Below are 25,440 nucleotides of genomic sequence, written 5' to 3'. Positions count from 1 at the left end.
GGCCTGAGACCCCGGCCTGCGCCGGGGATCACAAATTGAAGAATGGGCCGCAATCCGGTGGCCCGCAATGTCGAGGCAAGAGCCCTCGGACCGGACCGGGACGGTATCCCCGGCAGTAGGCCCCGCATCGCAATGTGGCGTGCGGGTTCAAAAGGATAATACATGTTCGACAAGAAAACCGTATCGATCGAGTGGGGCGGAAAGACCCTCACCCTCGAAACAGGCCAGATCGCCCGTCAGGCTGACGGCGCCGTGCTGGCCACTTATGGCGAAACCGTGGTGCTTTGCGCCGTGACCGCCGCCAAGAGTGTTCGTGAAGGGCAGGACTTCTTCCCGCTGACCGTCCACTACCAGGAAAAATTCTCGTCCGCGGGCCGTATCCCGGGCGGCTTCTTCAAGCGCGAAGGCCGCGCCACGGAGAAGGAAACGCTGACCTCCCGCCTGATCGACCGCCCGGTGCGGCCGCTGTTCCCGGAAGGTTTCTACAACGAAATCAACGTGATCTGCCAGGTCCTGTCCTATGATGGCGAGACCGAGCCCGATATCGTCGCCATGGTCGCCGCCTCTGCGGCCCTGACCATTTCCGGCCTGCCCTTCATGGGCCCGATCGGTGCAGCACGCGTCGGTTACGACGGCAGCGATTACATCCTCAACCCCAGCCTGGGCGATGCGCTTGGCGAAGACGGTCACCTCGACCTCGTCGTTGCCGCCACGCAGGACGCGGTGATGATGGTGGAATCCGAAGCCAAGGAACTGGACGAGGAAACCATGCTGGGCGCCGTCATGTTCGCGCATGAGGAAAGCCGCAAGGTCATCGGTGCGATCATCGAGCTGGCCGAGCAGGCCGCCAAGGATCCGTGGGAAGTCGACACCTCCGATGACACCAGCGCCATCAAGGAAAAGCTGCGCGGCATCGTGGGCGACGACATTGCCGCCGCTTACAAGCTGACCGACAAGTCGGCCCGCAGCGACGCGCTGAATTCCGCACGTGCCAAGGCGAAGGAAGCCTTCGCCGACGAAGAAGGCCAGACGCAGATGGTCGCCAACAAGGCGGTCAAGAAGCTGGAAGCCGAAATCGTTCGCGGTGCCATCCTTAAGGACGGCCAGCGTATCGACGGCCGCAAGCTGGACCAGGTTCGCCCGATCGAGGCGATGGTCGGCCTGCTGCCCCGTACGCACGGTTCCGCCCTGTTCACGCGCGGTGAGACGCAGGCCATCTGCACCACCACGCTGGGCACCAAGGATGCCGAGCAGATGATCGACGGGCTGGAAGGCCTCTCGTACAACCACTTCATGCTGCACTATAACTTCCCGCCCTATTCGGTCGGCGAAGTTGGTCGCTTCGGCTTCACCAGCCGCCGCGAAACGGGCCACGGCAAGCTGGCATGGCGCGCGCTGCACCCGGTGCTGCCCGCCCATGAAGACTTCCCGTACACCATCCGCATCCTGTCCGACATCACCGAGTCCAACGGCTCGTCCTCGATGGCGACGGTCTGCGGTGGCTGCCTGTCCATGATGGACGCCGGCGTTCCGATCGAGCGCCCGGTTTCCGGCATCGCCATGGGCCTGATCCTGGAAGGCGAAGATTTCGCCGTCCTGTCCGACATCCTGGGTGACGAAGATCACCTGGGCGACATGGACTTCAAGGTCGCAGGTTCCGAAAAGGGCATCACGTCCCTGCAGATGGACATCAAGGTCGCCGGCATCACGCAGGAGATCATGAAGACCGCACTGGCACAGGCCAGCGAAGGTCGCGCGCACATCCTGGGCGAAATGCAGAAGGCCCTGGGTTCGGCTCGCGGTGAAGTGTCCAAGCACGCTCCGCGCATCGAGACCATGCAGATCGATAAGTCGAAGATCCGCGACGTCATCGGTACGGGCGGCAAGGTGATCCGCGAGATCGTTGCCGAAACCGGTGCCAAGGTGGACATCGACGACGAGGGCGTGATCAAGATCAGCTCCTCCAATGGTGACGAGATCGCAGCCGCGAAGGCGTGGATCGAAGGCATCGTGGAAGAAGCCGAAGTCGGCAAGATCTACACCGGCAAGGTCGTCAACATCGTGGACTTCGGTGCATTCGTGAACTTCATGGGCGGCAAGGACGGTCTCGTCCACGTGTCCGAAATGAAGAACGAGCGTGTCGAGAAGCCGACCGACGTCGTGTCCGAAGGCCAGGAAGTTAAGGTCAAGGTCCTCGAGATCGACCAGCGCGGCAAGGTTCGCCTGTCGATGCGCGTCGTCGACCAGGAAACCGGTGAAGAGCTGGAAGACACCCGTCCGCCGCGCGAAAGCAAGCCGCGCGGCGATCGCGGTGGTGACCGTGGCGGCCGTGGCGGTGATCGCCGTGGCGGCGGCGGGCGCGGCCCGCGTGGCGGCGGTGGCCGTGACCGTGGCGGCGACCGTGACGGTAGCAACAAGGGTGGTGACGACAACGGGGGCGGTGAAGCCCACGTGCCGGACTTCCTGAAGGACTAATCCGCACAGCGTGAGTCCCGGCGAAAGCCGGGACCTCGTTCCGCCAGCACTCCAATGGCGGCACGAGACCCCTGCCTTCGCAGGGGTTCGCGACAAGTTTCACAGTTGGAGAGGGAAGGTCGCAAGGGTGGATGCCCTTGCGGCCTTTTTCCGTATAAGGGGCCCCTATGCTGCCACGCGAAACCATTGCCACTGCCGATGTGCCGGGGGGTGAAACGCTCACCCTGGTCAGCCATGGGCGCGACTTCATCATCATGCTGGGGCGTGACGAGCTGATGGGCACGCGCATGCAGTTCTCCGAAGAACAGCTCGCCGTGCTGACGCTGGCTGAGCTTTCTGCGCCAAAGCCGCGCGTGCTGATCGGCGGTTACGGCATGGGCTTTACCTATCGCGCCGCGCTGGAGGCGCTGCCCGACGGCGGCGAGGTTGTGGTGGCGGAGATCGTGCCGGAAATCCTGGAGTGGGCGCGCGGCCCGCTGGCCGGCCTGACGGGCGACACACTGTCCGACGCGCGCGGCACGGTGGAAATCGCCGATGTGGCTGCGCTGGTGGACGATGCGGTGGACGGGACCACGCCCCGATATGACGCGATTCTGCTGGATGTCGACAATGGCCCCGAAGGCATTGTACGCGATGCCAATTTCCGGCTTTACAGCCGCACCGGGCTCGCGCGTTGCCGCGATGCCCTGAATACGGGCGGCATCCTGTCCGTGTGGTCCGCCGCGCCGGACCACAAGTTCACGCGCCGCCTGATGGATGCAGGCTTCGAGGTGGAGGTCCGCACCGTCCGCGCGCGGCCCAACAACAAGGGCCCGCACCACACGATCTGGTTCGCGAAAAAGCCCGCCTAGTCGAGCATCAGCACCGGTTTCAGGACCTTGCCGTCGTGCAAGTCCTTCGCCGCGTCGTTGATCTTGTCGAAAGGGTATTTCTCGATCAGCCGGTCGAAGGGGAAGCGGCCTTGCTGGTACAGGTCGATCAACATGGGGATGAACTGCTTCACCTTGGCATCGCCCTCAACGCAGCCCACGATCTTGCGCCCGGTCATGATCTGGTCGTTCGCGTCATAGCTGTATTCGGTGCCGCTGGGCGGTGCGCCCACAATCACCTGCGTGCCGCGCTTTGCCAGGCTGTTCCACGCCGCGCGGGCCGCATCCGGATTGCCGGAGCATTCGATGGCATAGTCGACGCCCGCTGCCACCATCTCGCGCACCTGCTCCGCCGTGTCGCCATCCTTGGTCGCCTTCACGCTGTGCGTCGCGCCCAGTTCCTTTGCCAGCTCCAGCCGGTCTTCATTCATGTCGACGGCGATGATGGTGCTGCAGCCTGCGACCTTCGCAGCCATGACGGCAGACATGCCCACGCTGCCGACGCCTGACACAAGGATCGTCGAACCCGCAGGCGGCTGCGCGGTGCGCAAGACCGCGCCCGCGCCCGTCTGGATGCCGCAGCCAAGCGGGCCGAGCAAAGTGATGTCCGCATCGCTGTCCACCTTCACCACATTGCGTTCATGCGCGATGGAATGGCTGGCGAAGCTGGATTGCTGGAAGAAGGCGGCGTTCGGTCCGTCTTCGAACACCGCATCATCGCTGCCAAGGCGCTTGTTCATGAAGTTCAGTGCTTCGAAATCGGCGCAATAGGCCGGGTCGCCTTCCTGGCAGGGGCGGCAGCGTCCGCATGAGCCGTAGGAGAGGACGACCTTGTCGCCCTTCGCCACGTCCTTCACATGCTCGCCGACCGCTTCCACCGTGCCTGCGCCTTCATGGCCTAGCACGACGGGGAAGTTGGTCGGGAGATCGCCCGCCTGCACGGCCAGATCCGTGTGGCAGACACCGATGGCGGCCATCTTGACCAGCACTTCATGCGGGCCGGCCCGGGCAATCTCCGCCTCCCGCAGCGCAAAATCCGCGCCCTTTTCGTCGACGACTGCGATGCGTGCCTTGGTCATGCGTTCTCTCCTCAGCTCACCACTTCGCCGCGGACGGGATCGTCCACCCGCGTGGCGCTTTCGGCAGCGTCGCTGTCATTCTTCAGGCTGGCCATGTCGATCACATGGCGGAAGCGTACATCCTCGCCCTGCATGCGCTCGAATGCCTTATTGACGCCGCTCATCTCGATCATCTCCACCTGCGGGCGGATGCCGTGCTTGGCGCAAAGCTCCAGCACTTCCTGCGTATCCGGCACGCCGCCGATCAGCGATCCGGTGATGCCGACATGCTGGAATACCATGGTCGCGGTATCGACATCCTCGAAGCCCAGGAAGTTGCCGACCACTGCGATCTGGCCCTTCGCGGCCATCAGCTGAAGATACTGGTTGATGTCATGCTTGTAGGGGATGGTGTCCACGATCAGGTCGATGCTCTGGGCATGGGACTTGAGTGCGTCCTTGTCGTCCATCAGGACGATTTCGTCCGCGCCCAGCGCTTCGATGGCCTCGCGCTTTTCCGGGCTGGTGGTGAGGGCGACAACCTTGGCGCCCAGCGCCTTGCCGATCTGCACGGCCATGTGGCCCAGGCCGCCGATACCGGCGACACCCAGGACCTGGCCTTCCTTCAGCCCGAAATGCTTCATCGGCTGGAATGTGGTGATACCCGCGCACAGGATCGGCGCGGCATGCTGGCTCTCGATTGCGTCGGGAATGGTCAGCGCGAACTCCTCGCGCACGGCGATGGCGGTGGAATATCCGCCATAGGAATTGGTGCCGTCCGGTTTCTTGGGGCCGTTATAGGTCAGCGTGCAGCTCTTGGGCCCGGTGCAATACTGCTCGTGCCCCATGTCGCACTGTTCGCAATCCTGGCACGAATTGACCATGCAGCCGATGCCCGCGCGGTCGCCGACCTTGAACTTCGTCACGCCTTCGCCGACTTCGGTGACCGTGCCCACCACCTCATGGCCGGGGATGCAGGGCCAGACCGTATTCTCCCAGTCGTTGCGCGCCTGGTGCAGGTCGGAATGGCAGACGCCGCAATGCGTGATCTCGATACCGATCTCGCCCGCGCGCACAGGTTCCCGGTTGAATTTCAAGGGCTTCAGCGTGGCGCTGGCTTCCTGCGTCCCGTATCCGATGACCTGCATGGCGATTTCTCCTGTTGGCGTTGATTGCGTGCCAACAGAGCGCCTGCGGAGCGTGCTTGTTCCGGGCTTTCGTTCAGCCGGTCGGCATCATCCGCATCGGGCCGAGGAAATCGCGCTTGCCAAGCGGCACGCCCTTCATGCGCAGGATGTCGTAGAAGGTGGCGGCGTGGAACATGAAGTTGGGCTGGTTGAAGCTGAGCACGAAGTCCTGCCCGTCGAACGTCATGAGCTTCTTCCCGCCCAGCACGAAATGCACGGTCGTGCCGGCATAGCCTTCCATGTCCTCGGGCGTGGCTGCGGCGAGGCGGTCCTTCGCCTCGCCGATCATCGCACGCATCGCGGCCCAGTCGGCGGGCAGGTCCGTGAAATCGGGCGTGAACTCTCCGGTCGGGACTTGGTCGAGCGTATATGCGGAATGCATCCAGCAGGATCGCACATGATGGGGCAGGGCCCACATCGTTTCGTGCAGCCTTGCCTCCAGCAGCTCAACCGCGTCGATGCCATGTTCGGCGCAATGCGCCTCCGCCTTGTCGATCTGCCCCAGCATTCCGTCCAGGATCTGGAGGCAGTTGGGGACGAAAGCGGCGTGCAGGGTCAGGCTCATCGTGGGGTTCCTCACAAAAGAAAAGGCCCGCGCGGCTTGCACCGGCGGGCCTCTTGAAAACGTGTCAGCGGACCCGCGGGCCGCCGAAGGGCAGCGGGGGCGGGGGACGGCGCGCACCGCGGGGCAGCTGTGCCTGATAGGCCCGGCCGCAATGTTCCACGCAATAGGGGAAGCCCGGGTTCACCTTCTCGCCGCAGAAATGGAAGTCCGCTTCGCCCGGATGGCCCATCGGCCAGCGGCAGACGCGGTCGTTCAGGTCCAGCAGGCTGGTCTTCTCGGCCATTTCCGGCAGCGGCTTGGCCGGGACCAGGCGGCGCGGCGGGGCCGGCGGAATCGGCGGTTGCTGGTCACCAGGGCCCTGCCGCAGGAAGCCGCCGGGGCCGACAGACACGATCTTGGGCAGGTCCGACTTGTTGCCATCGGGCATCGGCTGGCTCTGATTAACAGGGCCGGTCGCAGGCTTGCGCGCGGCAGCCGGGGCGGGCGCGGGTTCGGGCGAGGGCGCCGCTGCCTTCTTGGGCGCGGCAGCCTTTGGTGCAGGTTTCGCCGCGGCCTTCGGCTTGGCCGCAGGCTTCTTGGCCGCGGGCTTCGCCTTTTTCTTGTCGTTGGCCTTCACCGGGCTGGGGCGCGATTTCAGGCCGAGGCGGTGCGCCTTGCCGATCACGGCGTTACGCGAAACACCGCCCAGTTCCTCGGCAATCTGGCTTGCCGTATTGCCGCCTTCCCACATCTTGGTGAGGGTGGCGATGCGTTCTTCGGTCCAGCTCATCGAAATCCTGTTACTCGTTCATTGCGGGCGGGGTGACTGGCTGTTAACCCGCCTCCCATGGCCGATACCTCCACCGCCGCAGCACCCGCAGGGGGCACCGAAACGCCGGAATTCATCGACCCCGTCGGGGAAAGCGGGCGCCGGTTTCCGCCCAAAGGGCAGCCGCAGATAACCGGGATCAACCGGATCGGGCTGTGGAGCCTCTATATGAAGGAGGTGCGGCGGTTTCTCAAGGTCCACACGCAGACAATCTGGGCCCCTGCCGTCACGACATTGCTGTTTCTGGTCATTTTCACCGTCGCGCTGGGTCGCGGAGGGCGTGAAGTGCTGGGCGCGGACTTTGCCAGCTTTGTGGCGCCGGGCCTGATCATGATGGGCATGATGCAGAATGCCTTCGCCAATTCCAGCTTCAGCCTGCTGGTCGGCAAGATCCAGGGCACGATCATCGACGTGCTGATGCCGCCGCTTTCCACCGCGGAACTGATGATCGGCATCGTCGCCGCCGCGGTCACGCGCGGCTTCATGGTGGGCGGGGCGCTGGTGCTTGCGATGCTGCTGTGGCCGGGCGTGTCGCTGGAAATCGCGCATCTCTGGGCCATCGTATGGTTCGCGCTGATGGGAACGCTGTTCCTGTCTCTGGTGGGCCTGATCACGAGCCTGTGGGCCGAAAAATTCGATCACAACGCCGCGATCAGCAATTTCATCGTCGCGCCACTCAGCCTGCTGTCGGGCACGTTCTATGTCATCGACAACCTCAGCCCGCTGTTCCAGATGGTCAGCCGGTTCAACCCGTTCTTCTACATGATCAGCGGTTTTCGTTACGGCTTCCTGGGTGAAAGCGACATCGGCGCGGGCGCGGACCCGGTGGTGTGGGCGGCCGTCGGCTTGCTGGTGCTGAACCTGGCGTTTGGCGTGCTCTGCTATCGCCTGCTGAAAAGCGGCTGGCGCATCAGGAGCTAAAGCTCGCGCTGGCGGCGCTCCATCGCGTCGCGCAGGGTCGCCTCGACGGCAGCGATGCGCGGGACGCGGCCGACGACAGCCGTTTCAGTCGTTTTGTCGCCATCGCTGTCGTGGCCCGTACCGGTCATAATGGATAGGTGCCCGCTACCATCCTTGTGCTCGACCCGTTTGATCGACCCCAAGCGCTCCAGCCGAAAGGATTCAACGCTCGTCGCGCGCAATTTCGTGATGATCAGCAACCGGCGGTTCGTGATGCCGAAGACCTGCCGCTGCTTCAAGAATAACGGTGCAAGCGGAGCAGCCAGCATGCAGAGGCCCACCACGATGAATGGCACGCCGAACAGAGGGAAGGCATAGGCCAGAAGGCCCAGGGCCGGCCCGTCGGAATCTGCGGTGGTGCTGATCCCCGCATAGGCCATGCCGGTCCAGAACAACGCGAAGGCCGTCCACGGAATGGCGAACAGCCAAATGCTGAAGCCCATCAGCGACAGCCGCTGCTGCGGCTTGTCGTGCCACAGCAGGCGCTCGCCGGCCTGCAGCTCCTTGCGGAGTGCCTCGCCCAAGACGTCGGCCTGAGGATGGATGGCAGCCATTTCCATGGCCGCCGCGATAACGGAAAAGTCTTACGATCGCGTCAGCAAGCGCCGCGCCCGACTGGACGGGCTCGTAAAACCGATCAGTGCGTCATGCTCCGGCGCAGGTGATAGCGCCCGGCATCGAAGCGATCGAACAGCTCGCGCACCGTGGGGTGGTCCACCTCACCGCCATTGCCGTCTTCCAGCAGGTTCTGCTGGCTTACATAGGCGACGTAAGAGCTTTCCTCGTTCTCGGCCAGCAGGTGGTAGAACGGCTGGTTGCGGGCAGGGCGGATGTCTTCTGGAATTGCCTCGTACCAGTCCTCGCTATTGGCGAAGACGGGATCGATGTCGAAGATCACGCCGCGGAAATCGAACATCTTGTGGCGCACGACATCGCCGATGCCGAAGCGGGCGCTGGCATTCAGCGGTGCTTCGACCTTGCGGCCCGCCTGCGGGGAAAAGAAGTGACCGGTTTCCATTGCACTGCAACAAATAGGGATCCGCGATGAACGTGCCAAGTGCCGCAGCCTAGCAAATCCCCCGTAATTTCCGCTGAGGCAGGATCCCGCGCAACAGGGGCTTGGCAAGCTGCACGCCTTGGGCTAACCGCCGCGCACCTTTTGGCCATGGGCGTTTGCGCGCCCGCCACACCATCTGCGGAGAGGTGCCGGAGTGGTCGAACGGGGCAGTCTCGAAAACTGTTGAGCTCGCAAGGGTTCCGAGGGTTCGAATCCCTCCCTCTCCGCCACCGCCTCTTTCCGGGCCGATCCTACACATCCCAAATTTACGGCTAGAATAGCGGATAATAGCCATTTCCGCGTTCCCCGTTGTCCCTTGCCGTTCCCTGCCAGCCGCCTTATGGTGTGGGAGAAATTGTGGGAGCGAGCGAAGTGGGCAATCTAACTGCAACGGCGGTAAAGGCAGCAAATGCGCCGGGGCGCTATGGCGATGGGGACGGGCTTTTCCTGCTTGTCGGCAAAGGCGGCGCGAAAAGCTGGATTGTGCGAATCCAGAAAGACGGGCGGCGGCGCGACATTGGACTGGGTAGCGCAAGCAAAGTCCCACTGAAATTGGCGCGGGAACGCGCGGGCGAGGTGCGGGAGCAAATAGAGGTCGGGATCGATCCCGTTGCCGAGCGCGCCAAGGCGGCTGGCATTCCCACATTCCGCGAGGCGGCAAGGCAGGTTCATGCCGAGCACAAGGCAAGCTGGAAAAATGCCAAGCACAAGGCGCAATGGCTATCCACGCTTGAAAGCTATGCCTTTCCAGCGTTCGGGGATCGATTGATTGCCCATGTGGATGCGCCAGCCGTGCGCGATGCCTTGGCGGCAATCTGGCTTGAAAAGCCGGAAACGGCGCGGCGGCTGCGCCAGCGCATTCGCACTGTCATCGATTGGGCGGTGGCCAAGGGCTACCGCGACGCGGCGCTGGCGATGCCCGTAATTGATAAGGCACTGCCCAAGCAGCGCGCCAAGGTGCGCCATCACAAGGCTGTTCCTTATGCCGATCTGCCCGCTTTCATGGGTCAGCTGCGGGCAAGCGAAAGCATGGGGCGGCTGGCGCTTGAAGCGGTTATCCTGACAGCGGCGCGTTCGGGCGAAGTGCGGCTGGCAACATGGGGCGAGTTGGACTTGGACGCTGCCACTTGGGCAATCCCAGCCGAGCGCATGAAGGCGGGGCGGGAGCATATTGTCCCGCTTTCCTCGCAAGCTGTTGCGCTTTTCCGCCGGATGCAGGTGCATCGGCGGGAGGATAGCGACGCTGCGCTGGTGTTCCCCGGCCTGAAACGGGGAAGGCCGCTAAGCGATATGACGCTAACCAAGGCGATGCGCGACATGGGCCGGACGGAAACCCCGCACGGCTTCCGAAGCACGTTCCGCGATTGGGTTGCCGAGCAAACGACATGGCCAGCCGATCTGGCGGAAGCGGCGCTGGCGCACGTAGTGAGCGATAAGACGGTTGCCGCATATCAGCGCGGATCAATGCTGGAAAAGCGGCGGGATTTGATGGCCGCATGGGCTGACTATTGTGACGGGGCGAGCGGCGGCAACGTTGTCCGGCTGGCGCGATGAAGAATCCTCCTACGAGTGTAGACTCGTTCGCATTAGACGCTGAAGACTGTCAGGCTTTTCACTTTCGTCTTGATGCTCTCATAAACGGGAGGGCGCGGATACAGCGTCTGGCAGACCCAGAACTGGGCACCCCCACATCTATACTCCGAGCAAACAGATTGGAACTCGCAAGGCATGCGGCTGCGCTAATCGGCGACGTATGCGGAGATTGGATAAAAGTCAGCGAATTGGATGCCGATTCGAAGCTCGAATACGCCGTGTTATCTTTACAGATTTGGCAGCCCGCAATCGCCATGCACGACAGAAACGATTTTTTCTGGGACAACCTAATTGATGAGTTGCAGCGGTTACCGTTCGGGGATGAGCCAGAGGTGCTAAAGCCAGCGAAGCGACCTCCAGGCAGCCATTCTCAACCAGCGAAGCTATCTTTTCGGCGGCTGACTGCTCTGATCTGGGCCGGTTATCTCAAGTCCAAAGGCGTTAAACCGGCAGATTTTCGGCGAGATATATCGCTCGCTTATGGCGCAGATTGGGACGCGATAAGAAAGTGGCGGCAATCGTGTTCTAAGGTTCTTGGATCAAGCATTGTAGAGCGCAACTTGGAATATGCGCCTCAGGCGGTCGGAATACGCGATGACTTTCCGGCATATCACCAAAGCCTATACGCTAATGGCGCAGTCTATCGTGAACTGATGGGGCTGCCCAAGCTTGGTTGGAAGGCATATATGAACGCGGTGGACGGAATACCTAGACGATAGAATTTCCGGAATTTCCAAGCGGTTCGTATTCCCTTTGGCCTTCGCCGTTCATTGCTAACCTTAGCAGCACCTCGGCAACCGCTGGGGTGCGCGCCCGGCGCTTCGCTTCCGGGCTGGAGATAGGGCAATGCATAATTCCCTTCCCGAACTGCTTACGGTCGCCGATTTCTGTGACCGATACTCTATTGGAAAATCGTCATTCTATCGCGAGGTGAATGCCAACCGGCTGGCCATTCGTAAATTCGGATCGGCGACACGAATTGCCCGCGAGGATGCCGAGGCATGGGCTGCGAGCCTTCCCAAATATGATGGGGAAGCAGCATGACCGCGCGCCCGGTAATGGAACGGCCCCCGGTTGCGGTAACAACCGAGGGCCAGCCGAACGCTGTGGGAGCCAACGGCGACGGTCTTGTCGCGCATCGTGGCGCGGCTGGCAAGCCGATTAAGGCCGATCTGAGTGCATCATCGGATGCTGGCGGTCGAATGCCTGCCAGCGTCGCCTATCGCGGCCAGAGTGGCAAAATCTGGCGCTACAAAGGTAAGCGCGGGCGGGTGCTCGCCATGCTCGCCACCATGCCAGCCGGTTTGACGCAATGGGATACCCTGCCTTGGCACACGCGGCTGGGCGGCACGATCCATGCGTTGCGACGCGACGGGCTGGCAATCGACACAGCGCGCGAGGGCAAATTCCGCCATGCGCGCTATCGGCTGGTGACGGTCGGCTCCCTGTTGAAACAGGCAGGAAACAGGGAGGGCGGAGCATGAGCGGCCTTCCCGGATTTACCGACGCGCCCGTGTGGGAACTGGCGAGGTTCGATGGTCGCCTGATAGCCGGGGAGCGCGAATTTCGCGGGAAGCGGTTTTTCGAGCTGCGGCTGTGGGCTGGCGAGCATGGTGACAAGCCGACGCAGAAAGGTGTGACGCTGCCCACGGAACAGGTGCGGGCGTTGGCCGATGCGCTGCAATCCTATGCCGACAGGCGCGATGCTATCGCGCCGAACGTGCCCGCTTAGAGCGAAGTGGGGCGCATCGATCCAGCCGGACCGTGCGCCCCCTTCCAACAAAACTTGAAACTTGACCGCGATGGGCGATTTTAACCTGCCACGCGTTGGGCGCGCCGATGCGGAAATGGCGAAAAGCCCCGCGGCGCGCCGATCTGGCACGGCGCTTGCTAACTATAGCTATAGTCCAAGTTGCGAACGTGCTTGTGGCTGGGGCGGCGCGCGCAACCTGGCGGATCGGGCGAGCGACGGGCTGACTGACAGGCAGGTTGCAGGGATGCTGGATGCGGCGGCATTCGCTCTGGCGACGGGTCGCACGTTCCAGCGGCACTGGATTATCCACTATGGCAAGGCAGGCATTGCCGCGCATGACGGGGCGCGATTTGTGTCGCAGGTGCTGGCGCTGGCGAGCAAGCAGGCACGGCGCGAGGGCGGCGCACTGACTGCCCTATGGGTGCGGGAGCGGGCGAGCGAAAAGGGCGAGCACGTCCATATCCTGCTGCACCTGCCAGCCGCGATGCGATTGCATGGCCGGACGCGGCGCTGGATCGATACGGCGGGCGGAACATGGCGGGCAGGGGTTAGCCGGGTGCGAATAGTCGGCGGGCGATTGCCGAGCGGCGATGCGGCGGCTGGCGAGGCGCACGCGATGAATGCGGCGAACGTGCTGCGCTATTTCCTGAAAGCAGGAAGTCAGGAAACCGGAAAGCGGCTTGGCTTGACGCGGGCAGGTTGCAGCGGGCGTATCATCGGCAAGCGGTGCGGCTGGACGCAAAATATCGGCGCGGCGGCGCGAGGGCGGGGCGGGCCGCAAACTTGACGGCGGTATGGGTGCATGGCGGTGCGTTTCTGGCGCGTAATCGCTAATACAGTTTTTCGCCCGCGTCGCGCACGCGCGCGAGGCTACTTGCCGCGATAAGGTTCGCACGCAATCCCGTCATTGTCGCCATCCATTTCCGGGCGATAACCCGGCTGGCCACGATAAATAGGGGCTGCGCCAGCCGCCCGCGCCTCTTTACAATTGCGGTAATAGACGGTGCGGCTGGGCTGGGCTGTTGCATCCCGACGCGCGACGGGCGCAGGGGCGGGGGCGGGCACAGCAAGCTGGGTTGTCTTATCGGCCCGAAAATCGGCCGGATTTTGGAATGTTCCGCCCCACATACCAAGGCCAGCGCCACGGGCTGCATCCTGCCGGTCTAGCAGAAGCGTATCGCTTTCATCGATCACAATTGCCAAGCCGCTGCCTACCATCTCCCCGGCCAGGTCCAGCCTGCCGACGCTACAGGTTGCAAGGACGCGCTGGTAAATGTCCCTGCCGATCTGCCTGCATTCAATCCGGCCACGTTCCAGAAGGGCTTCGAGCAAGGCAATCGCATCGGCCCCGCACTGCCATTGGACACCGCCCCTTTCGCAAAACTGGCTTGCCTCAGGCGCATCGATCCCGACAAGGCGGATACGTTCCTCGCCTATGCGGATTGTGTCACCATCCACGGCAACGGCGCTTCCCGAATAGACTTGCGCCTCTGCGATTGAATAGCCGCCTGCCAGTGCGAGGGCGGCGACAAGCGTTAGCGATTTTTGCATCCACAAATCCCCGGTTGCCTGCTTTGATTGCTGACATGAAATGGCATAAGTTGCCTAATGTTTTCGGAAAATATCGGGGCGCTGGCATGGGCGGTTTTGGATCGGGGCGATACGGCGGACGGCCATTGGCAGACAGCTCGCTTCGCATCGATCTGGCGTGGATGCTGCGGACGGGGCGGGCGCGCGAGGGATGCCATTTTCGCGGCACGCTAAGCTGGACGCGTGCCGGAAATGAAGCGGGATCTATTAGCTATACCGCTGCCATGCATGAAGCTGGGCAGGAACGGCTGGAATTAACATTCACAAACGCTTCGCATGGCGAGCGGCGGGATGTGCGCCAGACTGTGCGCCTTTCCCATACCGTGCCGCATTTTGGCGGGAAGCGATGGTGGATGCATTGCCCGGTAAGCGGGCGGCGCGTCGGCAAACTATATCTGCCAACCGGCGGGGACATATTTGCATCCCGGCAGGTATGGAGGCTGGGCTATCATTCCCAGCGAGACGCGGCGCGCGACAAGCCGTTCACACGGCTGTTCCGGCTGCAAAAAAAGCTAGGCTGCACCCAAGGGTGGGAGCAACCGATATCCAAGCCCAAAGGTATGTGGGAACGCACATGGCAGCGCCACCTAGCCGATTACTGGCGGCTGGATGCGGAATGCGCTGTGGAGGTGGCCGCGATGATTGATCGGCTGGGCTGAAGCGGAGAGAGGAAACGGGAATGAAACGACGGGTAGGACGATTGCCTGTGACGGTGTCTTTGAGCGCGATATTCTTACTTGGTGGGTGCGGGTCCTTAGTGGCAGAGCCGGTCACGCTTTACCGAAACTCGACTGTTGAACGGTCAATGCGCGTTCACTTCGCAACCTTTGATGCCGCCGATGGGCTGGAATACAACTTGGCGAACTGCCGAATGGCCGCACGGGCATTGAATGCGAACGTAGCCGCGCTTGCTGAGAAACTCGCCTACGAGCGCCAATCGGACCTAGGCTATTGGTGCGAGGCTGGGGCCTTTGACCAACGCGGCGACGTGCCTGCCACATTTGACACCGAATGGCCTACTGAAGCTGAGTGAACTGGCCTTAGCGTGGTAAAAAATGTGGGAGAAGATTCTGGCCACGAAAAAATATCAAGAAAAATCAAATTGTAAGAGCGTGCGTTAGGGGGACTCCCTCTCCGCCAGTGGCCTCGCCCGAAGGGCGGGGCCGATGTCGGATCGGCGAGCGGTGGACGGAGCCTTGGTTCGGACTCGCAGGCGCATCGCGCCGTAGAGGGCCGTAGCGTAAGCGAAGGCCAATCCCTCCCTCTCCGCCATTTTCCTCACGCCGCTAACCGTACTTGGCGTCGCTGCCATCGCGCCGCCGATCCTATTCGATCATGTAGCGTGTGCGCAGGGTGAAGCTGCTACCTGCGGCGAAGCTGCCTGTGGGACGAATGCGGAAATGGGTGATGGCCGTGTCGCATCCGTCGGCATCGGGCACGGGCTGGTAGGTGAATGTCGAGCCGCCGTCGTTCGAGAATGTCAGATTGTCCCCCGCATCGGTGAGTGAGGCGTAAGTGTAGGTCAGGCCGGAAGCGGGCGAGCCTTGCGTGAATGTGACAGGCGTGCCGCTGCCGGCAGCATCGAAGCACATCTTGGCCTCCGGCGGGCCGAAATCGATGATGGAGACCGTGTTCACATCGGTTGGCGAGATGCCGGTGTTCTGTACGCTGATGATGTAATCGACCAGCGCGCCGGGGATGGCCTTGGGATTCGCGGTCCCGTTGATCGGGTCGGAGTTGATCGTGCTGACCTTCGTCACCGACAAATTCGTATCAGGCCGGCAGAAGGTCATGTCGTGCATCGCGATGCCCTGCTGGCCCGGGTTGGTCGGCGCCAGGCCGTGGTTGCCGTAGCGGATGATGATCGTGTCGATCGGCTGCGAGAAGGTGGCCCAGATCGTGCCGTTGGCGCTGTCGCTATCCGAAGGGCCATCGCCATAGGCGGTGTTGCCGATGACGTAATTGGACACGCCATTGGTCAGGACTGGGATGACGGTTGCGCCGTTCAGGCGGCCTTCCACCACGATCCGGTCCGCGAATTGTCCGGCGGCGTAATCGATGTCGAAAATGCGGAACTGTGCACCCTGCATCCGGGCGGGCAGGGTCACTGTGGTGGTCACGACGTCGGTCGTATTGGCCATGTCCACCAGCTGAAGCAGCGAATTCTGGTTCGTGCCGCCGTGCACCACGTTCTGGCGCGTGGGCGACTGCCCGCCGACGGTGGCGTTATTCAACCAGGTTCCGGGATTGGCCATGTTGAAGGCGATATTGCCCAGATTGGCCAGCGGATAGGTTTGCGAAGTCGAGCCTGCAGGCCAGGCGATCAGGTCCCAGTCGAAAACCACCTGCCCGTTGGTGCAGACGAGCTGCGGCTGCGTACCGGCGGTTCGCGCGCCGGATACGGACATCGTCGCGGCGGCATAGTCGTCCTCGATCGTCGATCCATTGTTCGGCGTTGAATCTGGGTCATAAGTACTGCTTGTCCGCACCTCTGCGGTATTGGTCAGCTGCGCACCGGCCGTGGCATTGACCGTGCCGGTGATGTCCAGCGTCACGCTCGCGCCGGGGGCGATGCTGGCCACGGTCCAGTCGCCCGTGGACGGGTCGAACGTGCCCGTACCCGTGTGTCCGGTGTAGACGAAACCGGCTGGCAGGCTGTCGCGCACCACCACGCCTGTTGCCGTGCGGCTGGACTGCGCGGAGTTGGAAAGCGTCAGCCTGAAGGTCGCGCTGCTGCCCGCCGCGGGGGTGGCATTGACGGCAATCTTTGCCAGCGAAAGATCGGCTGCCGGACGCGTATAGCTGAAATCCGAGATGCCGGTGAATTGCCCGCTGGGGTCGCCGGTGCCGGTGTAGCTGAAATAGATAATGCGGATGCGCTTCACCGATGTCGTGCCGAAATTAAAGCGCAGGTCGCCATTCGTGGCGGTGGTGTCGGAGCTTGCGATGCCGGTCCAGCCATTCACGATCGTATCGGACGTCCGCTGCACGGCCGAATTCGCGCTCCAGAACGAGGCGGTTGTGGCCGCATTGCGCCATACGCCGTCGCCATTGTCGTATTGCACTTCCATCGCATCGCGGAAGGTGCCGCTGTCGATGTCTGTCAGCGTGAACTGCAGGTTCTTCACCGGCTCCGACAGGTTGAAGATCGTGGTGACCTTGTCGTTCGGATCGTAGCTGGAATTGTCGAAATTCAGCAGCAGGGGTTGGAAGGCGCTGCCGATCTGCTGGTTATAGTAGGACAGGAAGCCGCCATAGCTGGGCACGAAGGTGCCGCCATTGATCTGCGCGCTGTAAGTGACGCGAACGGTGGTGCCGTCGCTGCCCGCCACCGTGAAATCCGTCGGCGCTGCGGTCAAATTGCCAAGGCCGGCGCCGCCCCAGTCGATCGTCTCCGTCTGCGCGGCAGCAGGTGCCGCCCACAGCGACAGCGCGATGCCCGCTGCCAGGACCAGCCGCGCGAGGGCGCGCATCAGGGATTGCGCGGCGTTCATTCGCCTAGCCCCAGGAACGAGAAACTGTCGGCATCAAACTTGATGCGCACGCTGGCGTAGAACCCCTCATCGGTATGGCGCATGCCGGAAAAATCGGGGTCGCGAAAGCCCGTGAAGTTGTAGCCCACGGTCAGCAGCACATCGTCTGCCGGCACGAAGCCGATCTGCGGGCCGATGGCATAGCTGACGGTGTCGTCATCAAGGTTGGCGCGCACGGTTGCCATGCCGCCCAGTTCGATACGTTCGCCGATGCCGAAGCGCGCGTCGAGACCGGCCAGCACAGCCGTGCTCGACAGGTCGAAATCGCCCATGCGGTCGAAATTGTAGCGCGCGCCCAAGAACAGGCCGAACTCGCTGCGGCGATACAGGCCGTCCTCATCGTCAAAGCCTTCGGGCGACCAGTTGGTGGAAATGCTGCCAATCAGGCGGCGCGAGGCGGCATCGCCGTCCACGAGCAGCGCGGTGCGGCCCGCGGGGCCGGTTTCGCCCAGAACGGCGCCGGTGACGCTGTCGCTGCGATATTCGATCTTGCTGAGGAACGCGAATTCGGACTCGGCCGGGCGATGCGCCCATGCCAGCGCAATGTCGGTCACTTCGGTCGATGCGCCATTCGCGCCCTTCGCGCGGGTCCAGGTGAGGCCCGAACCCAGCACGCTGCCATCGCCCAGTTGGCGGATTGCGCCGACCGTGATGCCGTAACGATTGGCAAATTCACCGTCGCGATATTCGGCGCGTGCCGTGGCGCTCCACGGGCCTTCGCGCCAGGATCCGCCCAGGGTGACTGCGGTGAAGTCCTCGAACAGCGCGCCGCCGGGGCCGAATTGGCCACCGCTGGAGGCGGGCTGGTCGGGATTGACCAGGTCTTCCAGCGCGGGCTTGCCGTCGATCGTCCAATTGCTGTCAAAGGTGAAATCCAGCGACAGGGAAGGGCTGACCTGCAGGGTCTGGGCGAGCCCGAATGCGGCGAAGCTGCGCTCGCCGCGCTCGGCAATGTCCTGCTTCCCGATGGTGGTGACCACCTGCCCGCCGCGCCACGGGGCAATCTCGAACCCGCCGCGCAGCGTGCTTGCATTGTACCCATTGCCATCGGCGTATTCGTAATCAGCCAGCACGCGCACGTTGTTGGTCACCGCGAAGCGCGCGCCCACGCGGTGGCGCAGCGGCAGGTCCACGCTTTCGGTCGAGCCGAGCGGCATGGAGGTGCTGGCGCTGACTTCCAGCTTGCCGTGGAACAGGCGCTGCGTGGCGCCCGCTTCCAGCACGGTGGAGCGGTTGCGGCTGCCGTCGGCAAGGCGGTCGTCAAAATGTGCGATGCCGACGCGCAGGTCGCTCGACTGCGCGGAATAGCCGAGCTCGATGCGGGCGGCGCGGCGGCGGGCATTGTCGGTCAGGCTGTCATCCTGCCATGCGCTGCCCAGCAGGCTGAATCGCTCGCCAAGGCGCATGCGGGCATCCACGCCGAACTTGCGGCGGCCCAGTTCCGCGCCGCTTTGCTGGCCAACGCCGTAGTCGGCCTCAACCGACTGGACATAAGCCAACAGGTCGAGATTGCCGGACTGGTGGCGGACTTCGGCCAGCCATGCGGTTGCCGTGTCGCCATCGCGGTGGCTTGCGGCGAGTTCTGCGCGCACTTCCGTGGCCGTTCCGATGCGGGCACGCAGGTCCACGGCGCCGATTTCGGTGCGCGGGCCATCGCCCTTGTCGGTGATGGCGGTGGCGCCGATGCGGATCGTGTCCGCGGCATCGGTCCAGTCGACGCGGATACCGGCATTGGTCTGCCCGCCGCGCAGCGTGTCGGTCTCGTAATCGATCACGATGAACTGCGGGTTCAGGTCGAAGTCGCGGCTCAGCACCGGCTGCTTGAAAGTGATGGTGCCGGACAGGAAGTCGATATCGTAATCGACGAAGCGGCTCAGCTCGCGGCGCTCGACGACCAGCTCGGAGCGGAAGCGGTCGCGCGTTTCGATGACGACGCTCTCGCTATTGGGAACGATGGCCCGGCTGCCGAGGCGATAGGGGCCGGAAATGCCTTGGCCCTGGATCTCGTCGCGCTGGAAGCGGGTGCCGGTCTTCGCGCCGAAGGCCTGCACGCCCAGTTGGCCCAGGCGGGCCTCGCCGGAAAGGCCGGTTGCGACGCGGTGATAACGGGCCAGGCGCGTCTCGTCGAAGCCGGTCTCGAAGTCGCCATACTGCACGTTGAACAGCGCGCCTTCGATGCGGGCGTAGAACTTGCTGCGCGATGCGGCGTCGAACTGGCGCACGGAGGCATCGGCGAAAACCGTGTAATAGGCCTGCGGGTCCAGCGTGCCCAGCAGGCGCTGGTCGCCTTCGTCCTTCGCGCTGTCATAGGCAAAGGTGACGAGGAGGCCATCGGCCACCGGACCCTTGGCATAGAAGGCGATGCGCGCTTCGTCGCCCAGGTCGCTGGCGGGATTGGTCTCGCGGCCCATGCCCTCTGACACGGTGCGCGCACCGATGGAGCCTTCGGCCAGGCCGACCACGGTCCATTCCAGATCGCCCGGGGCAATCCATGCATCCAGCTGCTGCTCGCGCGAGACCTCGCCGTCGTCGAAACGGAAAGTCAGCTGCAGCGAACCGCTGGTCATGGTGGGGGCAAGCTCGATCAGCGCCAGGCCGGTATCGTCCTGCACCGTCCAGCGCGCGGCGGAGGGGCCCTGCCGGGTGAGCTGGCTCAGCTGCTGGCGGGTCACCTGCTCGGCGCTTTCATAGGGTGCGTTCAGCGTGAATTCGCCCGACACGCCCTGGCGCAGCGGGCGGCCGTTGCGGTCCAGCACGCGGATCGCCAGCACCGGGCGCGTGCGGCCATCGGCGACAAGGCTGGACTGCGCGGGGAGGAGCTCCACGCGGGCGGGCAGGTTGGTGAAGTGCACCACGCGGTCGCTGCGGGACAGGACCGTGCCGTCTGCATCGAGGATTTCAGCCGTCAGGACAGTGCGCTCGTCCGCCAGCGGGACGCCGCGCCACATGCTGACGGCAAAGCCTGCATCCGGCGACTTCTGCATCCCGTCGTAGGACAGCGGCTCCACCGGGCGGCCGTCCACAAGCAGGCGAACGCTATAGTCGCGGCGATGACGGATTGCCACGCGAACCGCAGGCGCACGGGGGTTGGCATCCACTGCGGGGGCAAGCCAGCCGTCCGGCCCGTCGCCCAGGCCGATCCAGTCCATCGGCTGCGGCGCAGCGTGCGCGGTTTCGCCAGCGCCTTCCTCCAGCGCGATGGTGCCGGCAGGCTCCGGCGCATCGAGGCGCGCGTCAGCAAGGGCAGCTTCCGGCACGGCGGCGTGGAAGTCCACGACCACCAGCGATCCGCCCTGGCCGATGGCAAAGTGCGAGTTCTCGCTGCCGGCGCTGCGCGTAGAGCGCGTGCAATCGACGAATTTGCCGCCTTCGGGCAGGGTCATCGGGCTTGCCTGCACCACATGCGTGCCGGGGATGACGCCGTCGAAGTGGTAGCGGCCTTCGTAATCGGTGATGGCGAAGCTGCCGTCTTCCAGCATCACGCGCACGCCGGGGATGCCGATGCGGGCCTCTTCCTGCGTGCAGGGGCCGGCGGTGATCCGGCCGATGATCGTCATGCGGCCCGCGATGATGTCGCGCTGGATCTCCACCGAGGCGCTGGTGCGGGCGGAGCGGCCGAGCGAATCGACGGCTTCGGCTTCGTTCTCTGCATGGCCCTGCGGCGCGTCGGCCCGCACGGTCATGGCGTAGGTGATGCGGCGCTGCCCGCCTGCCGGGATATCGCCCAGCGCGAACACCAGGCTGCGATTGTCCGCCGCGATGGACAGGGCGCCCGGCGCAGCGGCACCGTCGATGCGCACGGAGTCCATGCGCGGGCGCAGCCAGGGGGAGGGCGTGTCCGTCACGGTGACATCGCGCTTTGCGCGGCCCGTGTCCGGGTTGCGCACGGTCACGGTGTAGAACACCGCATCGCCCGGCTGGGCCTGGCGGCGCGAAGCCTGCTTCGTGATGGTCACGGATACGCCGGGGCGATCCAGCGGTATGTCGATCTGGACAGGTGTCGGGTCCACCAGTTGGAAGATGCCGCCATAAGATGCATCCGAAATCACGAAAGATCGGCCGTCCGGACGGCGGATCAGCGCGATCTGGTCCGGCGTTTGCGCGGAAGGTGCGGTATAGGGCGCAGGCGGCTCTATCCGGATGATGTAGGATCCCAGGTCCGTCAGCGGGAACCAGTATTCGCCCGGCGGCATCGGATAGACATTGCCTGCCGCATCGGTGATCGGCTGGCCGGAGATGACGGTCGAGGGCCAGGGCGTGACGCCGTCTTCGGCAAAAACCCTTGCAGGCTGGCCGGTTACGGCATCGATCAGCGTGACGACGGCGCCCGAAACAGGCTCGCCCGTTTCGCTGTCAAACACCACGCCGAAGGGATCGGCCAGCACGGTAACCTGCGTTTGCAGCACGACATCCGCGCCGCCCGGGCGGACAGCACCGATGGTGACCACGTCCCCGTCAAGCAGGCTGAGCACGCAGTCACCCGGCCGCGCTGCAGGCGGGATGCGGCGCGTTGCGATGCTACCTGCAAAAAGGCCGGTATTCGGCCCCGTCTCGTAGATTGTCAGGGTTTCCCGGTCACCCGAAGGCGCGGTCAGCACGACCTCCAGGCTGTCTGCCACCGCCGGATCGCGATTGGCCGAGGGGAGGGAGACGGTGAACAGCAATTCCTGCCCGGCACGCAGGCTTTGTGTTGGTGTTGCCGGTATATTGGTGACGGCGCCGCCGCTGCCACCTGCGCGGGAATTGGAATTCCCGGCGCAGAATGGAGCAGTAATGGCGAGAACCGGACCCGGCCCGGGTACGAACGCGCGGATTTCCGGTTGCCGTTCCTCGACCGTCAGTTCGACCCGGTTGGACCGGGTGTCGTACTGGCGGCCATCATCCGTCCATGTCGCATTGGCGACATTGACGATAGTCTGCGCATTTGCGGGCCCGGCAGACACGAGTGATGGCAGCAACACCCCGAAGAGCATTGCCGCCATCAAACGCAAAGAGGGCCCGAAGTCGCGCATCATATGCGCAGCCACACGCGAACGCATGGCCGCCTATCCTCAGTCGATCGTGACTGTGAAGTAGAGCGTCTTCGTTTCACCGCCCGCGACATCGTCCAGCGCTTCGCTGACCGCCGTGCTTGCGGTGGTGTAGCCATCGACTTCAGTACCGCCCGAGCAGACGCCCGAGCCATCGACCGTACCGTTGACCTTCACATCGCCCGTGGTGCCGTAGGCATCGGGATAGAAGCTCACTTCGGCAGGCAGCGTATCGCTGACCGTGATGCCGGTGGCAGTTGCCGCACCCGTGGCATTGGACACCTGGATGCAGTATTCCACCCGTGCGCCGGGAATGGCGTAGGGGTCGGTTGCAAGGTTGACCGGGTCCCACACGACACGGCTGGTCTTCACGACCGTGACGTCTGCTGCGTCCACCTCAACGGTGTGCGCGGCGGAGAAGTCGCCTTCGAATTCGTTGTCGGCAACACCGTCACCGTCGGCAAGCACGGTGTCGATGCCGTTCTTGTCATTGGCAGTTGCCGTATCTTCGATTTCGGCGCCGATCGTGCCGGTCCCTGCTTCGAAGGCATTGGCCGTCAGGATGATGTCGGTCGACTGGCCATCCGTGGCGGTTGCCGGGATGTCGAAGGCAACCCACACGTCGAACGTCGCATCCGGAGCCAGGGAATCGATGAAGTCGATTTCCTCACCAACGTCATATGCGCCGTCACCGTCGGCGTCGACGAAGATGACGACGTTTTCGAAGGTGTAGGCCGGCGTGCCGGGCTGCGTTGCCGTCAGGTCGAAACCCACCGTGTCGTTGGACAGGTTGGTAACGGTGAACTGGCGGACGACGCCGTCCTGGTTGGCCGACACGTTCGGCGATGCGCCGACGGCTGCAACAGTCACGTCGATCTTGCGGTCGACGGTGAACTCGTCGGTTGCCGTCTCCGCAGTCTGTTCCACGCCGCCTACGCTGAACGAGACGGACACGGTATTTTCGATTGTTTCCCCGGCACCGGTACCAGCCGCCATCGCAGGTGATGCCATCATGGTCACCAATGCGAAGGAACTGACCGCGCCAAGAAATTGCCTTGTGCGTTTCATAGTTCTGGTCCTCTTTGATGCTCCGAGTTTCGTGCCGCCCACGGAGCTTGGCGGTTACCGTCCGCCGGTCAGCGGATGATTGCGGGATATTCCAGGCGGCCGGTCTGGCCGGGTTCGACCACGGCCAGCGTCCACCGGATATGCGTGATGTCGGCATGCGTTGCCGCGCGCTGGGTACCGTCCTCGCCTGCCAGCTGCAGGTCCGCCAGGCGGCCCCAATTCTGGCCGCCGTCAACGGACACGATCATGCCTGCATCGGCGTCGGGCGCAACGCGCACGGCCTTGGGGACCGGGTTCGTCATGACGAAATCCTCGATCGGCTCGCTGCCGTTATTGGTGTAATTGGTGCCGAAGATCAGCCGGTCGCCGGGTACGGCCGTGGTCGGCTCCACCAGCTCGACCTGCGTTTCGCCGCCTTCGACGATGGTGGTCTTCACCACCTTCACATCGCCTTCCAGTGTGATCGGCTGGCCCTGGGCGAGTGCGCCGGAACCCTGCGCCAGGAAGGCGAGGGCGGAAGCGATGGCGATTTTCCTGATGATGTTCATGGTGCTGCGACCTTCTGCTTGAAGAGAATTACTGGATGACGACCTGGAAGGTGACGACGGGGCTGGTGCCGCCGCTCACGGTTCCAAGGTCCACGGTGATGCCGCTTGCATCCGCCTCGCCGGCATCGTCGCCGGACGCGTCGGTCAGGGGGGCTGCATCAAGGGTGATGGTGCCGGGCGCGTAGCTCGTCCCGGCAGGGAAGGCGTCCGTCACCTGCAGGTCCGAAAGCGAACCGCTGCCGGTGACATTGGCGGTGATCGTGTAAGTGACGACCGCGCCGGGGACGACGGTATTGCCGCCGAACGGGTCGGCCACATCGGCGGTCTTGATCAGGCTGACCGTCGTGATGCCGACAACCAGCGATCCGCTGGCCGTGGCTGCCGCGCCGGTGGCACCGACCACGGCATCGACCCCGCTCTCGCCTTGGCCCGCGAACACGGTGCCGGGCGTGCCGCTGCCGGTCACGGCAGTTGCCGTCAGCTCGACAGTGGTTTCTTCCGTGTCCAGCACGTCGCCGGGGACGGTCACGATCACGAATACAGTGACGGGCTCATCGGCGGCCAGCACATCGGTTGTCGCCGGGCCGGTCAGGATCTCGTCGATCCCCTCGTCATATGTGCCGTTGCCGTTGGTATCGACTGCGATGGCATCGACCGTGGTGTCGAAGTCATTGCCTGCGACCACGGGATTGGCCGTCAGCGTGAACGCTTCCGGACCATTGCCCGTGTTCGTGATTTCGAACGTCAGCACGGCCTGCCCGGGCGCAGCTGCCTGCGGACCGGAGTCCAGCGAGGTGACGGTGACATCCAGCAATTCGTCCACGCTGAGATCGACGGTGTTGGAGTCCACCACCGTGGTCCCATCTGGGCCGGTGTAGCTGGCCTGGGCCGTGTTGGAGATGACGGTCCCTGCACCCACGCCTTCTGCAAGGGCGGGCTGGGAAAGCGATACGCTGAGAAGCAGCGAGAGGGGAATGAGTGCACGTGTCATGCACGCAATTCTACGTATTGCTGGTAAATGGACGGTAAAGATTTGGCTGAACGCCGTATTAATGCGGGCTTTTTCTCGGTTAACGGAATTACCGTGCGATAGGCCGGTTCCGAAGCCTTCGCAGCATGGGTTCAGGGCGCCTGCCACGGCCGGTTTCAAGCATGGCTGACGGGTTCGCCGGCCCTTAGCGGAACTGGCGCGGCAAAACCCTCGTCGCCGCCGATCTAAGGGCTTCTGTTGGTAAGACGGGGCAAACCACCCGTTGGCCTACCGGGACACTAAATGCCGATAAAATTGCTTTATATCATACGACTATGAAGATTATATGAGACAAAGTCTAGTATCGAAATGACCC

22 protein-coding genes and 1 tRNA gene are annotated in these 25,440 nt (G+C 63.6%); 11 read left to right on the top strand and 12 right to left on the bottom strand.

The genetic code is table 11. From position 1 onward, the window contains the following. The first annotated feature begins 162 nt into the window (after window positions 1-162). The gene (pnp, locus tag A6F65_RS10720; RefSeq protein ID WP_067788580.1) at window positions 163-2,475 is read left to right on the top strand and encodes a polyribonucleotide nucleotidyltransferase; all 2,313 of its coding nucleotides are present in this window, start codon (window positions 163-165) and stop codon (window positions 2,473-2,475) included. Window positions 2,476-2,642: 167 nt separating this feature from the next. Continuing rightward, on the top strand, window positions 2,643-3,326 hold the full coding sequence (locus tag A6F65_RS10715) for a spermidine synthase family protein (RefSeq protein ID WP_067788578.1): 684 nt from the start codon (window positions 2,643-2,645) through the stop codon (window positions 3,324-3,326). On the opposite strand, the gene A6F65_RS10710 is transcribed toward A6F65_RS10715, so the two are convergent. From A6F65_RS10710 to A6F65_RS10695, 4 genes are all read right to left on the bottom strand, one after another. Next, window positions 3,323-4,423 carry an NAD(P)-dependent alcohol dehydrogenase gene (locus tag A6F65_RS10710; RefSeq protein ID WP_067788576.1) on the bottom strand — a complete coding sequence of 367 codons (1,101 nt, stop codon included), beginning with the start codon at window positions 4,421-4,423 and terminating at the stop codon, window positions 3,323-3,325. The genes A6F65_RS10715 and A6F65_RS10710 overlap by 4 nt on opposite strands. An 11-nt stretch (window positions 4,424-4,434) precedes the next feature. Beyond that, entirely contained in the window at window positions 4,435-5,550 is a 1,116-nt protein-coding gene (locus tag A6F65_RS10705) for an NAD(P)-dependent alcohol dehydrogenase (RefSeq protein ID WP_067788574.1), read from the bottom strand. Between the two features lie 73 nt (window positions 5,551-5,623). Next, entirely contained in the window at window positions 5,624-6,154 is a 531-nt protein-coding gene (locus A6F65_RS10700; protein ID WP_067788572.1) for a DUF1993 domain-containing protein, read from the bottom strand. Between the two features lie 64 nt (window positions 6,155-6,218). Next, window positions 6,219-6,923: a GcrA family cell cycle regulator gene (locus A6F65_RS10695; RefSeq protein ID WP_067788570.1), complete on the bottom strand. Its 705-nt coding sequence runs from the start codon at window positions 6,921-6,923 to the stop codon at window positions 6,219-6,221. Between the two features lie 57 nt (window positions 6,924-6,980). On the opposite strand from A6F65_RS10695, the gene A6F65_RS10690 reads away from it, so the two are divergent. Next, on the top strand, window positions 6,981-7,883 hold the full coding sequence (locus A6F65_RS10690; RefSeq protein ID WP_083989474.1) for an ABC transporter permease: 903 nt from the start codon (window positions 6,981-6,983) through the stop codon (window positions 7,881-7,883). On the opposite strand, the gene A6F65_RS10685 is transcribed toward A6F65_RS10690, so the two are convergent. Together A6F65_RS10685 and hspQ are read right to left on the bottom strand one after the other, a co-directional pair. Continuing rightward, window positions 7,880-8,482, bottom strand: coding sequence for a hypothetical protein (locus A6F65_RS10685; RefSeq protein ID WP_067788567.1), 603 nt, complete (start codon window positions 8,480-8,482; stop codon window positions 7,880-7,882). The two genes, A6F65_RS10690 and A6F65_RS10685, sit on opposite strands and share 4 nt — an antisense overlap. 77 nt (window positions 8,483-8,559) lie before the next feature. Then, window positions 8,560-8,940: a heat shock protein HspQ gene (gene hspQ / locus A6F65_RS10680; RefSeq protein ID WP_067788565.1), complete on the bottom strand. Its 381-nt coding sequence runs from the start codon at window positions 8,938-8,940 to the stop codon at window positions 8,560-8,562. Between the two features lie 179 nt (window positions 8,941-9,119). On the opposite strand from hspQ, the gene A6F65_RS10675 reads away from it, so the two are divergent. The 7 genes from A6F65_RS10675 (at window position 9,120) to A6F65_RS10655 (ending at window position 13,112) form a co-directional block, all read left to right on the top strand. Further along, window positions 9,120-9,209 (top strand) — tRNA-Ser (locus A6F65_RS10675). A gap of 115 nt (window positions 9,210-9,324) precedes the next feature. Continuing rightward, window positions 9,325-10,533: a tyrosine-type recombinase/integrase gene (locus A6F65_RS10670; RefSeq protein WP_335645321.1), complete on the top strand. Its 1,209-nt coding sequence runs from the start codon at window positions 9,325-9,327 to the stop codon at window positions 10,531-10,533. Window positions 10,534-10,691: 158 nt separating this feature from the next. Beyond that, entirely contained in the window at window positions 10,692-11,291 is a 600-nt protein-coding gene (locus A6F65_RS12955) for a hypothetical protein (protein ID WP_157093122.1), read from the top strand. Between the two features lie 127 nt (window positions 11,292-11,418). After that, window positions 11,419-11,616 carry a helix-turn-helix transcriptional regulator gene (locus A6F65_RS12950; RefSeq protein WP_157093121.1) on the top strand — a complete coding sequence of 66 codons (198 nt, stop codon included), beginning with the start codon at window positions 11,419-11,421 and terminating at the stop codon, window positions 11,614-11,616. Then, window positions 11,613-12,056, top strand: a complete 444-nt coding sequence (locus A6F65_RS13075; protein WP_169817027.1) for a hypothetical protein — start codon at window positions 11,613-11,615, stop codon at window positions 12,054-12,056. The genes A6F65_RS12950 and A6F65_RS13075 overlap by 4 nt, the downstream gene beginning before the upstream one ends. Next, window positions 12,053-12,304: a transcriptional coactivator p15/PC4 family protein gene (locus A6F65_RS13070; RefSeq protein ID WP_067788558.1), complete on the top strand. Its 252-nt coding sequence runs from the start codon at window positions 12,053-12,055 to the stop codon at window positions 12,302-12,304. The genes A6F65_RS13075 and A6F65_RS13070 overlap by 4 nt, the downstream gene beginning before the upstream one ends. Before the next feature lie 115 nt (window positions 12,305-12,419). Further along, the gene (locus tag A6F65_RS10655; protein WP_157093120.1) at window positions 12,420-13,112 is read left to right on the top strand and encodes a hypothetical protein; all 693 of its coding nucleotides are present in this window, start codon (window positions 12,420-12,422) and stop codon (window positions 13,110-13,112) included. Window positions 13,113-13,195: 83 nt separating this feature from the next. On the opposite strand, the gene A6F65_RS10650 is transcribed toward A6F65_RS10655, so the two are convergent. After that, window positions 13,196-13,876 carry a thermonuclease family protein gene (locus tag A6F65_RS10650; RefSeq protein WP_067788552.1) on the bottom strand — a complete coding sequence of 227 codons (681 nt, stop codon included), beginning with the start codon at window positions 13,874-13,876 and terminating at the stop codon, window positions 13,196-13,198. A gap of 125 nt (window positions 13,877-14,001) precedes the next feature. On the opposite strand from A6F65_RS10650, the gene A6F65_RS12945 reads away from it, so the two are divergent. Further along, window positions 14,002-14,574, top strand: a complete 573-nt coding sequence (locus tag A6F65_RS12945) for a hypothetical protein (RefSeq protein WP_157093119.1) — start codon at window positions 14,002-14,004, stop codon at window positions 14,572-14,574. Window positions 14,575-15,240: 666 nt separating this feature from the next. On the opposite strand, the gene A6F65_RS10640 is transcribed toward A6F65_RS12945, so the two are convergent. The 5 genes from A6F65_RS10640 to A6F65_RS10620 form a co-directional block, all read right to left on the bottom strand. Beyond that, the gene (locus tag A6F65_RS10640) at window positions 15,241-17,409 is read right to left on the bottom strand and encodes a DUF11 domain-containing protein (protein ID WP_067788549.1); all 2,169 of its coding nucleotides are present in this window, start codon (window positions 17,407-17,409) and stop codon (window positions 15,241-15,243) included. Then, entirely contained in the window at window positions 17,406-22,430 is a 5,025-nt protein-coding gene (locus tag A6F65_RS10635) for a COG1361 family protein (RefSeq protein WP_083989470.1), read from the bottom strand. The genes A6F65_RS10640 and A6F65_RS10635 overlap by 4 nt, the downstream gene beginning before the upstream one ends. A gap of 69 nt (window positions 22,431-22,499) precedes the next feature. Next, a complete protein-coding gene (locus tag A6F65_RS10630; RefSeq protein ID WP_083989468.1) occupies window positions 22,500-23,546 on the bottom strand; it encodes a DUF11 domain-containing protein in 1,047 nt (348 codons plus the stop codon). A gap of 68 nt (window positions 23,547-23,614) precedes the next feature. Beyond that, window positions 23,615-24,094: a hypothetical protein gene (locus A6F65_RS10625; protein WP_067788545.1), complete on the bottom strand. Its 480-nt coding sequence runs from the start codon at window positions 24,092-24,094 to the stop codon at window positions 23,615-23,617. A gap of 28 nt (window positions 24,095-24,122) precedes the next feature. Next, window positions 24,123-25,085 (bottom strand): DUF11 domain-containing protein, encoded by a 963-nt coding sequence (locus A6F65_RS10620; RefSeq protein WP_083989466.1) that lies wholly within the window; start codon window positions 25,083-25,085, stop codon window positions 24,123-24,125. Between the last annotated feature and the right edge of the window lie 355 nt (window positions 25,086-25,440).

Source organism: Paraurantiacibacter namhicola, from assembly GCF_001687545.1.
GTDB lineage: Bacteria > Pseudomonadota > Alphaproteobacteria > Sphingomonadales > Sphingomonadaceae > Paraurantiacibacter > Paraurantiacibacter namhicola.
This window is presented reverse-complemented; position numbering and strand designations above follow the sequence as displayed.